The following is a 15,705-nucleotide window of genomic DNA, read 5'->3' as shown; positions in this document are numbered from 1 at the left end:
ATGAAAAATTTAAAGAGATGGGAAGACATTAAGACTGATGGAATCAACCGGCTGCCTGCCCGAACACATTTCTTCAGTTATCCGAATAGGGAAGCAGCTGTTGTAAATGAACCGGAATTAAGCCGTCATTATCAGAAGCTGAACGGTACATGGCAATTCTTATTCCTGGAAGCGCCTGAATATTCTCCGGAAGGTTTCTTTTTGGATGAATTTGATGCAAGTGCATGGGATGAGATAGCTGTTCCCGGAAATTGGCAGCTGCAAGGGTATGGAAAGATGCATTATTCCGACCTATGGTATAATTTCCCGATTATTCCGCCGCGTGTACCAACGGAAAACCCGACCGGAATTTACCGCCGGGAGTTCGAGGTGCCTACGAATTTGAACGGGGAACAACTCATTCTCCGCTTCAATGGGGTCGATTCCGCCTATGAAGTGTATGTGAACGGCGAGTTTGCAGGATACAGCAAGGGGGCAAGGATTCAGGCTGAGTTCGATATCACGGATCTTTGCCGCGCCGGGAGCAACAGTTTGACGGTCCGGGTGTTTCAGTGGTCGGACGGGACGTATTTAGAAGACCAGGATATGTGGTGGCTAAGCGGGATTTTCCGCGATGTTGAGCTTTATACGAGGCCTACTGCCGGGATTTATGATTTTTCCGTAAATACCGAATTGGACGGCGACAATGAGGATGCGGTTTTGTCTGTTTCTGTTAAACTTACGGAGCATAGCGGCCAGACGATAACGTATGAACTGATCGAATCCACCGGCGAGCGGGTATTTATTGAAGAGAAAAAGGGCGCTGAAGCTTTCAGCCGGTTGGTTGAAGCCCCGTTAAAGTGGAGTGCGGAAATACCAAACCTTTACCATCTCTATATGACGGTAAGGGACAGTGCCGGCGAGCCGATTGAGGTAATCCGCCAGCAAGTCGGCTTTCGTTCAATTGTCGTTTCCGGGGAAACATTCCTCGTCAATGGGGTTGCCATTAAGCTCAAGGGTGTCAATCGCCATGATTATAACCCGAAGACGGGCCGGGTTGTGGAAAAAGAAGAAATTGAGCGTGATATTATCACGATGAAGCGCCACAATATTAATGCGATTCGGACCGCTCATTACCCGAACTCCTATTACTTGTATGATCTTTGTGATGAATACGGTATGTATGTAATCGATGAAACCGATCTGGAATGCCATGGCTTTGAACTGACCGGGAAATATGATTGGATCAGCGATGATCCAGAGTGGGAATTGGCTCATGTGTCGCGGATGGAACGGATGATTGCGCGCGACAAAAACCATCCTTGCATTATCATGTGGTCGCTTGGAAATGAATCATCTTTTGGGCATAACTTCCGGGCAATGGCAAAGCTGGCGAAGGAAATGGATCCAACCCGCCTTGTCCATTATGAAGGAGACCGTGAAGCGGAAGTCACTGATGTTTATAGCACGATGTATACATGGCTGGAGCGGAACGATGACAGGCTGACGATGGATAAAATCATTGAAAACTCGAAGAAGCCGCATATTCTCTGTGAGTACGCTCATGCGATGGGGAACGGTCCCGGCAATTTAAAGGAATATCAGGATTTATTTTATAAACACGACAAGCTTCAAGGCGGATTTATTTGGGAATGGTTTGATCATGGAATTGAAACAGTAGCTGATGACGGCACAGTGTACTATCGCTACGGCGGCGATTTTGGCGATGATCCAACCAACGGGAATTTCTGCATTGACGGGCTGATTATGCCAGATGGAACCCCGTCACCAAGCCTGCTTGAGTATAAAAAGGTAATTGAACCGGTTCAGACCGAGTGTGTGGATATTGAAAAAGGGCTGTTCCGCCTGATTAACCGGTACGATTTCATTGCCTTGAATTATTTGGAGTTAACCTGCTCGTTGTTTGAGGATGATAGACTTTTAGACTCATTTACAGTGGAGCTCCCAGAATTGGGCGGGCGTGTAACCGCGGAAATCCAACTTCCTTTAATGAGAGAATTTGAAAAAATCAACGGTGCAAAGTATTATTTGGCCTTTTCTTACAAACTTAAATCCGATACGCCATGGGCGCCGAAAGGACATGAGCTGGCGAACGCCTCGTTTGAGCTCCCAGGGAAAAACAAGCTTCCCAAGGTACATGCTGGCGGTGGCTCTGGCCTCCAGGTGAATAGGGAAGGTGCTTTTGTAACTGTAAGCGGCGGAGGCTTTTCTGTAACGTTTGACCGTGTAAAAGGGACCCTCAAAGAGGTTGTCCGCAACGGGAAGGTTCAGCTTGAAAGAGGGCCGCAATTTCAGTTCTGGCGCGCTCCGATTGACAACGATATGTATTTGCTGAACGATTACCGAACGAAATACTTTATGCATTTGGGCCATGAAATCGTCGAAGAGGTCCAATACGGGTTAAAGGACGATGTTTTCGAGTGGCAGACGGATGCTCTGTTCGGGACAACAAACAGTTCGTGGCATTATAAGCTTCAATATTTTTATAGAATCCATGCGGACGGCGATATTGAATTCCGGATTAATGGGATTGCTTCCGGTATGAAAGAAAATGCTCCAGCCATGATTCCACGGCTCGGGGTAAAAATGGCCTTAAATAACGATTTTGCTTTTGCACAGTGGCGCGGCAGAGGGCCAGGAGAAAGCTACGTCGATTCCAAAGAGGCGAATCACTTTGGCGTATATCGGAAAACAGTGGATGAGCTGTTCACCAATTACGTAAAGCCGCAGGAAAACGGCAACCGCTCTGACTGTGATTGGGTAAGCTTAACCGACCAAAATAAAAACGGCGTAATTTTCACCACAAATAAGAAATTTGATTTCAGTGCATCGCGGTATGAAATCAGCGACCTTGAGCATGCAAAACATACGATTGATTTGAAGCCCCGCGACTATGTCGTCCTAAATCTCGACTACAAGCAAAACGGTTTAGGCAGCAACTCCTGCGGCCAAAACCAGCTGAAAAAATACCAGTGCGGCTTCGAAGACTTTACACTGGCGTTCCGAATGACATTATTTAATGAAGAAGAAATCACGGCCGTCGAACTCGGGCGGTTGGGATGATTGGGGGAAGTGTCGCTCAAATCCCATTGAGTGACAAAGATTTGGCCAAAACCTGAAAAGGTGTCGCACAAATCCGGATGGGCGACAAAGATTTACTAAAATGCCAAGATGTGTCGCTCAATGGAGAGTTTCTTCTTTATGAAGAGCGGACGGATCTAGTGCTTCACTTTGTAGGTAGCACGAGTTTCTTCTATTATATTGTGTTTCTGTTGAAGCAGAGGACAGACCTATTTTTGCATTTTGATAAGTAGGGAAACATCGAACAGTTTTCAATAAGTTAGGCCTAAATGATTAAAGCCCCCGTCAGAACTGCTGCAGCCGTTCTACCGGGGGCATTTTCTTTTATCCGGAGTTGGGGTGTGTAGGCTGATGGTGATTGGTGTGAATTTGCTTGCTGGGCGCTGGTTTTGTTGGCTTGGTGTATGGGCCAATTTTTCCCCAAAGGGGCTTAATTGTAATATTTTGTAAAGTCGGCAGGAAAAAGGAACCAGTTATCGAATTAGTTGTGTAAGAAATTCAGTGTTCGAAGGTAACCGAATGAAGAACAGTTTTTTTAGGAATCCAATGTTCATAGTTTTTAAAAAATCATTAGTGGGGAGCGATTTCGGTGCTGGAAAAAATCAAAGGGGGTTTGATTGGGTTAGCAGTAGGTGATGCTGCGGGCGTGGCTACGGAGTTCATGAGCCCGGACGAGATTGAACGGAAATACGGTTTGGTTAAGGAGATACTTGGCAGCGGCTGTTTTGGATTTGAGCGTGGCGAGACTTCGGATGATACGGCCATGGCCATAGCTGTAGCAAGGGGCATCATTGCGAACTCCGCCAATCCAATTGAGGAAATAGGAAAGGAATTTCTGGCCTGGCGGGCAACGAAGCCAAAGGATATCGGAATCACGATTTCAACAGCTTTCCACCATTATGAGGGGGACTGGTTTGCGGCGGCGGAGGCTGCACATCGGCAATTAGGATTGAGTGCCGGAAACGGGTCGCTAATGAGGTGCCTGCCAATCGCTTTCGCTTATTCGGACCTTACCAAAATCGAGGAAGTATCTGCTTTACAGTCGAAAATGACCCATCATGACGATACGGCATCGGAAGCTTGCATCATCTACAACCCTATCGCTAGAAGGCTCCTGCTCGGTGAGGAGTTAACGGCTTCGATATTAACCGAAATAAAAGGTACCCGCTATGACATGGATTACAGCAGAGAACCTGATTGCCAGCCAAGCGGCTATGTTGTCCATACGCTGAAATGGGTATTTTACTGGCTGCTTAACCGGAAAAGTTACGAAGATGTGATTTTTGGAGCCGTAAACTTAGGGGATGACAGCGACACAATCGCGGCCATCGCCGGCGGGCTTAAGGGCATTGAAGTTGGAAGCGGGCGTATCCCATCCAAGCATACCAATGTCCTTAAGGAACGGGAATACCTTGAGGAACTTGCCGAAATTCTTTATGAAATTAGGGGCAGGGCGGAAGTGTAACGGATTTTGGGAGGGTATCTCGAGGAATTGAAGCGCATTTCAAATCGATGCTGAAAACAGCCGTACGATGCTTCCCGACGGAACGAGGTTCATGAGAATCTACTAAAGATTCAAAGGAGGTCAGTATGTTAAAGGCATTTGTACATGGCAAAGTACCATCAGAGCTTGAGAATCGTGAGGATATACTAACGTCAAACGTATTTGGAACGTTGAATTATCTTTCAAATGGGAGCTTGATATGCTCACTTTTAAGAAACAGTTTGAATGTTAACAACCAGACTTTACATATTGAAGGGGAGAATCCACAAGTAAGGATGTGGTTTTGGCCCCGGTTAGAACGTTCCGAACCCGATTTACTATTATCATTAAAAACAGATAGCCAGTCCTATTTATTCTTAATTGAAGTGAAATATTTTAGCGGCAAATCAGGCGAGGATCCGGCAGAGCTAGAAGCCGAAAACAATCTGAATCAGAAATTTTATGACCAGCTGGCACGTGAATACTGGGATCTCCATTCTGGCTCTTTATACGAAAAGATAGGAACTGAATATAAAACTGCAAAAAAGGTTTTGATTTATTTAACCTTAAATCATGTATTTCCTAAGCAAGACATTGAAAACTCACTGCGAACGATTAGAAGAGAAAAAGCAGAATTTCGGAATCCTGAACTCTATTGGTTATCATGGCTTACTTTTCACAATGAGCTGTCAGTCTGGTCTCCTTCTAGCGAAGGAGATAGCAAAATTAAGGAAGATTTATTAAGGTATTTGGAACGTAAGGGGATCAAGAGTTTTAGGGGTTTTCAATTGGTTGGTGAAAATCTGTTAAATTGGAAATTTCATTCTCAAGCTATCTCAGTTCCAGTAAAGTCGTATTTTTCCGGATTAAAAGATGTGCAGAAAATGGAAGTTTTTTATAACATGGAGGTAATGATGAATGGGAACGTCTGAAAAAGCAATGATTACAATTAAAAACACACTTGAAATAGTAAATAACTCAATTTTGATTTTAAAAGATTTAGATCAGCTTTTTGAGAAAGAAGGTTTTTTGCCAACCGATACAAAGATTGGCTGTGAGCCTAGTAGAGATATAAATCAAAATTCTAATTCGTATTTAAGGTTTTTTCCTCTGTTTATGTCAAGGTATTACTATAACGGCAAAGTAGACGAGGGAGAGAAACAAGATCAATACGTGATTGGAGTTAATATTCAGTTTTATCACAGGCAGGAAAAGCTTGAACTGATCCCTTCATTAAGTGCAACCTTGATAAAGCTCCCCAGATTGTTTTCCAAAATGCCCAGACCGGAAGCCTGGTGGGTAAAGTATACACTCTTTGAAGACAAGGACAGGCTAGCAGGGGAGAACTTTCAGCATCAAACTGACTTTATATTGGATGGCCGTAAATATACGTTTACAAATAGAAAGCATAACAAAATAAATAATCATACTTTTACTTTCTGGGGTTATGAACTAATGGATGTCAAAAATGCTGAATTTCTCCAAGATAAGTATGTCAGTAGATTAATTGATGAATACAACAGCGTGAGCATGGAAATGTAGGAGTTGCAACTACTTTTGGTTTGGGTATTTACCATGTGTATCTGGTTGAAGAAGTGGAGCGTGGATCGTCCCCTAGTTCATGATGAATCTTCTGCTTTGTAGTGGGTTTTAACATATGTAGATTAAATGAGTTGGCCTTCCTTACTAACCTCTTCGGCGGTTAAAACGGGGGCTTTTTTTGCATGGGGACTGATAATGTTGGGTATTTGCTACCGCTCTGCTGTCTTGGAACCTACATTAATAACAGGAATAATTTGATAACATTTGCTTATTTTCGACAAAATCCGACAAACTCATCAAAAGAAATTTAGTACTATGTTCTTAATAGAAATGTATTAATTGTAAAGTAAGTAAAATCCTGTTTTCAAGGATGTGAGTAGGTTGCAAGATAATTTTTATAGTGTTTTGGAGGTAACAGAGGAATGTGCCCCAAACGAAATAAGAAAAGCATACATAAAAAAGATTAGGGAATACCCGATTGAGAAATATCCAGAGGAATTTAAAAAGATTCGGAAAGCGTATGAAATTCTTAGTGATCCCGATTCCCGAAAAGAATACGATACGATGTCGAAATACGGTGATGAGATTAGACAGCTGGAGGCCGAGGGCTTTTCCGCGATGGATGAAGAGGATTTTCAGAAGGCAATTACGAGTTTTAAAAGGATTTTGATTATCGAGCCGAGCTTGCATAACATTAGGAATCAACTAGGCCTGGCTCTATGCTATGACGGGGAATTGGATAAGGCGATTGCCCAATTCCGGAAGCTAATTGAAATGCAGCCTGAAAATGCTGTGTATCAATCAAACCTGGCATTTGCTTGTGAAAAATCAGGATATATAGAAGAAGCTGTTTTTCATTTAAATGAAGCATTTCGGCTGGACCCGAATGATATCAATATTATGTATTCCCTTTATGAGCTACATATTCGAAACGAGCAATATTCGCAGGCGAGAAAAGCGATTGAGAATGCCATCCTATCAAAAGATAATGAAGGTTTCCATAAGTTCTATTATCTTTTTAAACTAGTTGAAATTGATATCCATGAACGGGATAAATCCAGCATTGAGCGTTCTTTTGCAAGGATTGAGGAGCTCCTAGAAAACCATCCTGAAGAAAAGGCATATGTTGCAAGGGAGTATGCAAAACTGGCTTACGATTTAAATGAAGTAATGATGTATGACTGGTCAAAGAGACTTACGGAGCGGGCAATCCAACTTGATCCCTCTAATGATGATATCGGGGAACTTCACAATTACACAAGCGGCAATGAAGAACTGATACGTGAAAATAACTCACTTAGTAAGGACCAAAAGGTATTGGACCCATTAAGACATGCCGCGGGTCTTTATATATATGGGAGCAGTATGGATGAAGAGGAGTTTGAAGAATCAGTAGAAGTCATGTTACATAATTGCAATTATATTGCTAAAAATCAACCAGAAGAAACGATTTCCTCCATCAAAAGGCTGATGATTAAATATCCTGCCATATATGAAGCCCGCAAGGATTTGTTCAGTGATGTCATGGACCAGGCAATGGTTTCGAAGAGAGAGCATGAGCAATATGATCAAATGAAAAATGATTCGTTAATCACCAACTCATTGAAGCGATTAATCGCTCTCTATTTATCGGATTTTGAACAGGATGAGCGGGAGCGTTATTTTGACGATATTCTTGATGAGATGTCCTATGAGCAGCCTAACAAGGTGAAACAAGGGATTGATCGACTCAAGCAAAAATATCCTGATTTATATGAACTGAACCCGAATTTTTTGTCTGAAATAAAAAAAAAGTAGAATGATTCACGGCCGTCATCCAATACATCATCCTATAACACCAGCTCGCAAAGTTCCAATTCAAGTTCGTGTTTTGTGGCAACCGCCGCGTTCGGGTCTCCACTTGCCATGGAACTCGACAGCTTAAGGTTTTGGCGGGATGTTTATTTAAAAAAGACACTGGCTGGCCGGTTATTTGTACGCTTCTATTATAAGATGGGGCCGTTTGCAGCGGGATTTGTCAAACGGTCTCCTCTAATGAAGGCACTTGTTAGAAAGATTGTTTGGCGCATACTCGATAATTTGGAAGCCAAATACTCTATTAACTCGAACTTGGCATTAAAACGCAAAGGGGATATAAATCGGTGGAAGAACGTTTAAAGATGATTTATGACTCTTTTGCCGATCTTGAAGAAGATATGCAGGCAGCCTTTTCCTCAAAGGATAAAGAGCTGATTAAGAGTCATTTTTTCCGGTCACATCGCCTTGTTTTTAAGATAATGGATCACATTGAAAGAAAAATCCAAACCCGGGAATACTCGGTTCTTGGAGATTACTTTCATTGTATGAATGTGTTGAAAAAGAAAATCGGTTCTTGGTACGAAGACCTTGCCCAACTATATGAAGAGGAAAACCAAGAGGAATGGGCTGAGCGCGAATGGTTTTCAGGGATTACCGAATCGACAGACAGCATCGAACGGTTTATACAATATGCCCATGCGACTTTAAAGGTACATAATTTATATGTAAGTAAGGACATCAAAGTGAATCTTGAAAGGATATCAGCAGCAAATGTAATCGATATAACTTCCAGTTTAAAAAGAGTCAGGCTTGTAATTAATTCAGCGGTCAGCGAACACGGTGCAGTTGAACAGGCCAACTACATCCTTGCCTGGGTGGATGAGCTTCAAAAGGCAATTTCTAACCGAGAGGATCTAACCTTGGCACTTGATAAAGTGCCGGAAGAAGTTTCTCTTGAAAAAGCGATTGGAGAACTCGAGCAGCTGATTGGCCTTGACGAGGTAAAAAGGAAAATTAAAGACATTACCAATTGGGTATCCTTTAATAAGTTAAGGCAGGAGCAAGGCTTTAAAACAGAAAAGATTAGCCTGCACATGGTTTTTTCCGGGAATCCAGGAACGGGAAAAACGACTGTAGCAAGACTTGTCGCGAATATCCTTAAAGCCGTTGGAGTTCTTTCAAAGGGACATCTGGTCGAGGTTGGCCGTTCAGATTTAGTCGCAGAATATGTGGGCCAGACCGCAATCAAAACGATGAACAAAATAAAGGAAGCAAAAGGCGGAGTTTTGTTTATTGATGAGGCATACTCCCTTGTCAGAGGGAGCGCCTCCAGCGATTTCGGGATTGAAGCCATTGATACTTTGGTGAAATCGATGGAAGACGACCGCAACAACATGGTCGTAATTTTGGCGGGTTACCCGAATGAGATGAAAACCTTCATTGATTCCAATCCCGGCCTCCAGTCAAGATTTAAAAATCATATCGAATTTCCGGATTATAGCCTGGATGAGTTGATGGAAATCACAAATTTGCTCCTACATCAACGGGATTACAAAATGACTCCAACAGCATCAGCTATTTTCAGGCGGATGGTAGGAAAGACAACTCTAAGATACCCGGAAACGCATGGAAATGGAAGGCTTGTCCGGAATATGATTGAGGATGCCATCATGGCAAAGGCCAGCTTTGTGATGGAACAAAAAGCTATGAATCTACCGGGCGGTGACTTGGATCTCCTGGATGAAACGATTATGAGCATTGTGGAAAAGAATCGGCCGCTGGCTGGCAAGAGCTTGGCCGGTATCAATGGGATGAACAGGCTATGAGTGGGGCAGGGGAGGTAAAAGCATGGACCGGGATGAAAGTAAAAGATCCTCCAGGATAATAAGGCCATTCCTGAGCAACTCGGATAGAAATACCGTTGAGGAAATTGAGCCAACAAACAATGGGCCCAACATTTTTATACATAGCAGGCCAGAGCCATTCTCCACACAGCGATTCGATCAACGACTGCAATCTGATGGTGAGCAGGATGCTAAAGCAGTAACATCTTTTCAGCCAGAAAGTGTTGATGATTGTGTTCCGCATCAGGATATCCATCAGGGAATTGCTGTCGTGAACCGTCAAATTAAACTAGTAGGCTGGATTGCTGCTTTGGATACGTTGCTTTTTTTCTTGGATGATGTTAATCAGATTCGCTCATTCTTTTTAAAAAATGGGGATTCTCCTTGGCAGGAAGAACTTGAAAGACTAGCTAAACGATTAAAACTAAAAATGCTGGATTTTGTAGACGGAGGAGACATTGAATTGGAAAAATCGCTGCAAGAGGAATTTATTGAGGAGTTAATGAATCTGCCGAAGCTTGAGCAATTTTATGTGCATGAGGGGGAGAGCGTTGAGATGGATGAATCCCTCGTTTCCCTGATTGAAGTAATTAAAGAGGATGTTAAAAAAGGAAACCGGGCTAATTTCAAGGGATTGCAGGAGCTGGAATTGAAGTTCGAACAATTTGTCGATCAAATTCAGGCCGACAAACAAGGGGAAATACATAAAGCTGTACAGGAAATGAAAGACCGCAATAACAAGGTAAAAATGCTGGCTCTTGAAATTTTCGATCAGATTGACTCTGTTTATCAGGCTGTTCAACAACTTGGAAATGACGCTGTTACAAATCAAGTCGAAATGATTATTAACCGTTCGCTGGAGGCACTAGAATCGTATGGCTTCCAGGAAATCAAGGTACTCGGCGAACCTATAGATGGGAAAACAATGATCAGCCTCGGGAATGTATCAAGGCAGCAATATGCTCCCGACCTTCAACAATATCATGTGTATTCCGTCCATAAACGCGGCTTTAGAGATAAGGAAACAAACGAAATCATAAGAAAAGCAACCGTCATTACAGTAGATTAAAAAAGGGGAAAACCAATTATGACAATTATAGGAATTGATTTAGGAACAACAAATTCAGCCGTCGCTTATTTGAAAAACGGAAAGCCAGAAATTCTTGTAAATAAATTAGGAGCGAGAACAACCCCATCCGTGTTTCAAATCAACCAAAACAAAGAAATGGTAATAGGCCAAGAAGCAAAAGATACCTATTCAACACTCGTAACCCAGACAGTCATGGAAGTAAAACGGCTGATGGGAACAGATCAAACCGTAACTGTTAATGGCAAAGAGTACCGTCCTGAAGAAATTTCTGCATATATCCTGAAATATTTAAAAACTTCCGCGGAGGAAATCCTAGGAGAGCCTGTAACAGAAGCCGTAATTACCGTACCGGCTTACTTCTCTGACTCACAACGTAAGGCAACAAAAATAGCAGGGGAAATTGCTGGTTTAAAGGTAGACCGAATCATCAATGAGCCTACGGCAGCTGCGATTGCTTTTGGGTTTGAAAATATGGAGAAGGACCAGCATATCCTTGTTTACGACCTGGGCGGAGGTACTTTCGATGTATCGGTCGTAGAAATGTTTGATGGTGTAATTGAGGTAAAAGCGAGTGCTGGGAACAACCATCTTGGCGGAATGGATTTTGATAATGCGATTGTAGCGTGGGTTGAAAAAAAGTTTGAGGAGAATAATGGGTACAGCATCCATGTTAATGCGGATGAGGCAGAAATATTGAAACGAAACGCCCTTTTAAAAGATGCGGCTGAAAAATTAAAGAAATTGCTTTCCTCCCAAATGTCTGCGAGGTTAACTGTTCCGTTCCTAGGAATCTATAATAACTTGCCTATTAGCGTTGACTTTGAAATGACTAGAAATGAATTTGAAAATTTAATTCGCGATATGGCGAATTCAACTTTACATGAAGTGGATAAAGCCTTAAACGATGCTGGTTTAACAGTAGGGGATATAAAAGAAGTGCTCCTCATTGGCGGTTCGACAAGAATTCCGCTTATTCAAGAGCTGGTTGAAAGGAAATTCGAAAAAACACCACGGAAAGATATTAATCCGGATGAAGCCGTTGCCCTCGGTGCGGCCGTGCAAGGCGGGATTAAAAGCGGGGAAATTGATTCGAAGAGCGGATTGATGGTAATCGATCTTTGCCCATATACACTTGGGATGGAAGTGGTGAAAAACATCGGAGGACAGCTAGTGCCGGGTTATTTTGACCCAATCATTCCGCGTAATAGCACCATTCCAATTTCTGAAACCAAAATGTATTACACTGCTTCTGACCATCAGGAGGCTGTAGACGTTAAGGTTTATCAAGGAGAAAGCCACTTGGTTAGTGGGAATATTCTGCTTTCAGATGATATCACTCTTGATGGTATTCCGCCAAGGCCTGCTGGTGAAGAAAAAATCGAAGTTACGTTTACCTATGATATTAATGGCACCCTGCAGGTCCGGGCAAAGGTTTTAAGTACAGGAAAAGTAGTGGAGGACATCATTCGTTCACAAAAAGGTGTCCTTTCTGATGAGCAAGTGGCAGCCGCGAAGGAACAGGTAAACCAGGATTGGGACAAGTCCGAACTTTATCAGGAAGTCAAAAACGTGATTTATCGAGCTGAAAAAATGATGAATGACGCCAGTCCTTCTGATAAACAGAAAATCGAAGAACTTCTTTCCGAGCTTAAAAAGGAGTTGGCCGCCAATAACACCAATGGGGTGAAGCGGGCCGAAGAAGAACTGACAGATTTATTAATCGAGCTTGTGTAGGGGTTGGACATGAACGAAAACCTATTAAACTATAACAAAGCAATAGCCTTCATCCAAAAAGGCCATTATGCAGAAGCGGAGAATCTTCTTAGAACGTTGGCGCAAACTGGCCATGCGCTATCAAACTGGGCCTTGGGTCTGGTATATGCCGCCACCGGGAGACCAGTTGCGGCCCTTATACAATGGGAAAAAGTTTCTCCCGACGAAGTAGCAGCTGTACCGGATAAGATAGGACGGCTGCAGGCTACGCTTCAGACGTATGAAAAGATTTTTACCCTGTATAACGAAGCAATTGAAAAAGCGAGCCAAAAAGACTTTGCCTCGCTGCCCCAACTATTCTTGGATCTGTTTGAACAAGGAAAGGGAATGCCCCTCCCCGTTGAAATTTATAAGGGATGGTTTTTGTCCTTACTCGCTTGCGGAGATATCAATCAATTTAACAAGGCCCTTGAAGAAGTTCCCGAGTATGTAAGGAATGATACAGCAATCAAGGCGATTTCCCTAAAAGTGAAGGAAAGTGAATTGGGATCCGCAGCCAACCGTGCAGAAAACAAAGCGGTTAGTAAAAAACATCGCTTTGTCAGGATGGGCTTGTTAGCAGGAGCAGCAATCTTGATGTTATCAACCGGTATAGCCGTGGAAAGATTTTTGGATAACGACAGTGCGAAGCCTGTTTCATCCAAAGAAATACCTGAACGATCTAGCTTAGAGTTTGTGAATCAGGAAAAGGCATTAAAGGAACAGATTGCATCACTTGAAAAGGAAAATTCCGCTCTCCAGTCAGAAATGGACAATCAATCAGCTGAATTGCAGCAAAAGAGTGAAACTGTTGGCCTCTTGGAATTAGCAGATGTGAACATAGAGAACATCAAAGAGAATGGTGCTTTCAAGCAGTATCGAAGTGGGTTGGAAAACTATCGAAGCGGCCAGTATCAAACGGCAGTGGAAAAATTCGAGAAAAGCATATCCCTTTCCAAAACTCCCTTTTTCGCAGACGATGCCCATTTCTTCCTTATCCAATCTGCCATAAAGTCCGGGGATGATCAAAAAGCTATTACTGAAATTGAAGCATTTTTAAAGGAATCCGACGGAAATTCTGATTCCTATCATCAATCCCCTTATCTTGATGATGTAATGCTCATGCGTGCAGAAAGTTATTTGGAGTCTGGGGATCAAGAAAACGGAATTGAATGGCTAGACCGAATCGAAACTGAATTCCCTAATGAATGGACTGCGAAAAAGGCAAAATCATTAAGAGTAAAGTGAATGAATAACAAATGGGGCTGCTTGTTAGAGGGAAACCATTTACAGTGGTGAATGCAGTGGATCAAAGGGCATATTAAAGGGAGTCATATGGGAAAATGGTGCAATCTACTAAAACAATAAGTTATTATGAATTGCTTGGTATTGATGAAAATGCTTCGGGTAATGAGGTTAAAAAGGCATATTACCTAAAGATCCGTGAATATCCGAATGAAACGCATCCAGTTGAGTTTCAGGAGCTGACAAAAGCGTATAAGGTGTTATCCAATCAGGAATCGAGAACACAATATGACCATGAGTCAAAAGATAATGGCGCCTATTCAAGGCTTTTAAACGAAGCAATTGAATCAATGAATAAAGAACAGTATGATAGTGCGTTAATTTCTTTAGAGAAAATGCTTAAAACCTATCCCAATGATTTAGGCGTTCAGCACAATATCGCTATTTGCTATATAAGTCTTGGAAAATTTGAGGATGCCAAAAGATTATTATTACAGTTAGAAGCTCATCACCCAAATGATGAAATGACCTTATCATTATTGGGGCAAACCTTTTTACATTTAGAGATGTATGACAATGCAAAAAATTATTATAAAAAATTAGTCTCGCTAAATCCTGCGGAAAGCAACTATTACATTTTTCTTGCGAGGGCGTATGCAAATTTAGGCAATTTTCATACAGCCTTTATTACACTTGAAGAAAAGTTAAAACAACAAGGGAAAGAAACCATTTATGATTTCCCATTGCTCCAAGAATTGTTCTTTCTTACAATGGCGGCCGATAAACTTAATTACCATAAAAGGATCTTATTGAGGATCCAGGAGTTACCGAAAACAAGTGATGAAAAAATCATTCTTTTAAGAATGATCATGAATTTATGCGAAAGTCTAGACAATCGTAATAATGGGTTTAAAGAACTGGTTTATTTAGTAAAAGATATTAATAAAAACGAATTTGCAGAAGTAAATGAGTGGCTAAAAGAAGCAGAATCTTATATTAGAAGCGATGTAATTTACTATGGGGACCCACAGCCTTCCTATCAGTCGCGGGATACATATAAAAGAACTTCTCAATCAACTGTTTCCACAAATAATCAGTATCAGGAAGAAAGAGGCTCCATCCTGTTTTCGGTTATTGTGGGTATTATAGTATCGGCAATCTTTACTCCGTTTGTAGGAATTATTGTCGGGTTTATTTGGTACTTTAATCCCGGCAAGTTAAAAACGATAATATCTTATCTCGGTTGTCTTATCATAGTACTCCTTTTCATTGTAGCTTTCTTATCAGGTTTCTAACCAGGAGGTTGCTCGACTGCTCCCTAAGTATGATGGAATGATAAGGCCCTCTTTATAACTGCTAGCGCTGTTATAAAGGGGGCTTCTTTTTCGTGATGACGGCGAATGGTGTGTATTCGCAGGCAGTTTGTTTAGAGGGCGGGCTTGGTGTATGGGCCAATTTTTCCAAAAAGATCATTTAACGATAAAATAAATTTGGGATTTTTCGCTTGGTAAATGTAGAAGTAGGGACGTATGAAGATTGGGTTAGACATAGTGATCATTTACCGATATTTTTGAAAATACAAGATATATAACTTTTAGGAGGCTTTGGTATGCAAAAAACTATCAAGTATAACTTAAACGAGGAAACACTGAACTTTATTTTAGCTTTTGAAAAATCAGTGCCAAGTGGGAATGTTTTTAGTAACAAGGAGCTGGTGGAACTCTTTCATCAATCTCCCTATTACAATGAAGTGATTGAAAAATACTACAGCACCGCTGTCTCGAAAGCAATATGGTGGGCTGTAAAACGAAGTGGTCGTTGGGTTATGGATAGGGGAAGGTATACGAAGAATTGATATGCAGCTATATAGT

General features: G+C 41.9%; 12 protein-coding genes. All 12 read left to right on the top strand.

The features are described from left to right. Entirely contained in the window at nt 1–3,063 is a 3,063-nt protein-coding gene (gene ebgA, locus V1499_RS18420) for a beta-galactosidase subunit alpha (RefSeq protein WP_409271467.1), read from the top strand. 607 nt (nt 3,064–3,670) lie between these two features. After that, a complete protein-coding gene (locus tag V1499_RS18415; protein ID WP_409271465.1) occupies nt 3,671–4,546 on the top strand; it encodes an ADP-ribosylglycohydrolase family protein in 876 nt (291 codons plus the stop codon). A gap of 125 nt (nt 4,547–4,671) precedes the next feature. Beyond that, on the top strand, nt 4,672–5,496 hold the full coding sequence (locus V1499_RS18410; protein WP_409271464.1) for a hypothetical protein: 825 nt from the start codon (nt 4,672–4,674) through the stop codon (nt 5,494–5,496). Beyond that, on the top strand, nt 5,483–6,106 hold the full coding sequence (locus V1499_RS18405) for a hypothetical protein (RefSeq protein ID WP_409271463.1): 624 nt from the start codon (nt 5,483–5,485) through the stop codon (nt 6,104–6,106). Before V1499_RS18410 ends, V1499_RS18405 begins: the two co-directional genes overlap by 14 nt. Nucleotides 6,107–6,487: 381 nt before the next feature. Further along, on the top strand, nt 6,488–7,903 hold the full coding sequence (locus V1499_RS18400) for a DnaJ domain-containing protein (RefSeq protein WP_409271461.1): 1,416 nt from the start codon (nt 6,488–6,490) through the stop codon (nt 7,901–7,903). Between the two features lie 75 nt (nt 7,904–7,978). Further along, complete coding sequence (locus V1499_RS18395; protein WP_409271459.1) at nt 7,979–8,263, top strand: CFI-box-CTERM domain-containing protein; 285 nt, start codon at nt 7,979–7,981, stop codon at nt 8,261–8,263. Next, on the top strand, nt 8,248–9,729 hold the full coding sequence (locus V1499_RS18390) for an AAA family ATPase (RefSeq protein ID WP_409271458.1): 1,482 nt from the start codon (nt 8,248–8,250) through the stop codon (nt 9,727–9,729). The genes V1499_RS18395 and V1499_RS18390 overlap by 16 nt, the downstream gene beginning before the upstream one ends. A gap of 22 nt (nt 9,730–9,751) precedes the next feature. Further along, on the top strand, nt 9,752–10,816 hold the full coding sequence (gene grpE, locus V1499_RS18385; RefSeq protein WP_409271456.1) for a nucleotide exchange factor GrpE: 1,065 nt from the start codon (nt 9,752–9,754) through the stop codon (nt 10,814–10,816). Nucleotides 10,817–10,834: 18 nt separating this feature from the next. Further along, the gene (locus tag V1499_RS18380) at nt 10,835–12,571 is read left to right on the top strand and encodes an Hsp70 family protein (protein WP_409271455.1); all 1,737 of its coding nucleotides are present in this window, start codon (nt 10,835–10,837) and stop codon (nt 12,569–12,571) included. Nucleotides 12,572–12,580: 9 nt separating this feature from the next. Next, nucleotides 12,581–13,837, top strand: coding sequence for a tetratricopeptide repeat protein (locus V1499_RS18375; RefSeq protein WP_409271453.1), 1,257 nt, complete (start codon nt 12,581–12,583; stop codon nt 13,835–13,837). A 95-nt stretch (nt 13,838–13,932) separates the two neighbouring features. Beyond that, nucleotides 13,933–15,129: a J domain-containing protein gene (locus V1499_RS18370; protein WP_409271451.1), complete on the top strand. Its 1,197-nt coding sequence runs from the start codon at nt 13,933–13,935 to the stop codon at nt 15,127–15,129. Nucleotides 15,130–15,443: 314 nt separating this feature from the next. Further along, nucleotides 15,444–15,689, top strand: a complete 246-nt coding sequence (locus V1499_RS18365; protein ID WP_409271449.1) for a hypothetical protein — start codon at nt 15,444–15,446, stop codon at nt 15,687–15,689. The last annotated feature ends 16 nt before the right edge of the window (nt 15,690–15,705 follow it).

The organism is Neobacillus oceani (genome assembly GCF_046237595.1).
Taxonomy (GTDB): Bacteria; Bacillota; Bacilli; order Bacillales; family Cytobacillaceae; genus Bacillus_D; species Bacillus_D oceani.
Note: the sequence above shows the minus strand (reverse complement) of the source record. Positions and strands in the feature narration are given on the sequence as shown.

Bases quoted from the DNA above. Each gene is read 5' to 3' on its own strand.
- V1499_RS18405 (WP_409271463.1), top strand. From the start codon at position 5,483: ATGGGAACGTCTGAAAAAGCAATGATTACAATTAAAAACACACTTGAA.
- V1499_RS18375 (WP_409271453.1), top strand. From the start codon at position 12,581: ATGAACGAAAACCTATTAAACTATAACAAAGCAATAGCCTTCATCCAA.
- ebgA (WP_409271467.1), top strand. From the start codon at position 1: ATGAAAAATTTAAAGAGATGGGAAGACATTAAGACTGATGGAATCAAC.
- V1499_RS18410 (WP_409271464.1), top strand. From the start codon at position 4,672: ATGTTAAAGGCATTTGTACATGGCAAAGTACCATCAGAGCTTGAGAAT.
- V1499_RS18370 (WP_409271451.1), top strand. From the start codon at position 13,933: ATGGTGCAATCTACTAAAACAATAAGTTATTATGAATTGCTTGGTATT.
- V1499_RS18380 (WP_409271455.1), top strand. From the start codon at position 10,835: ATGACAATTATAGGAATTGATTTAGGAACAACAAATTCAGCCGTCGCT.
- grpE (WP_409271456.1), top strand. From the start codon at position 9,752: ATGGACCGGGATGAAAGTAAAAGATCCTCCAGGATAATAAGGCCATTC.
- V1499_RS18365 (WP_409271449.1), top strand. From the start codon at position 15,444: ATGCAAAAAACTATCAAGTATAACTTAAACGAGGAAACACTGAACTTT.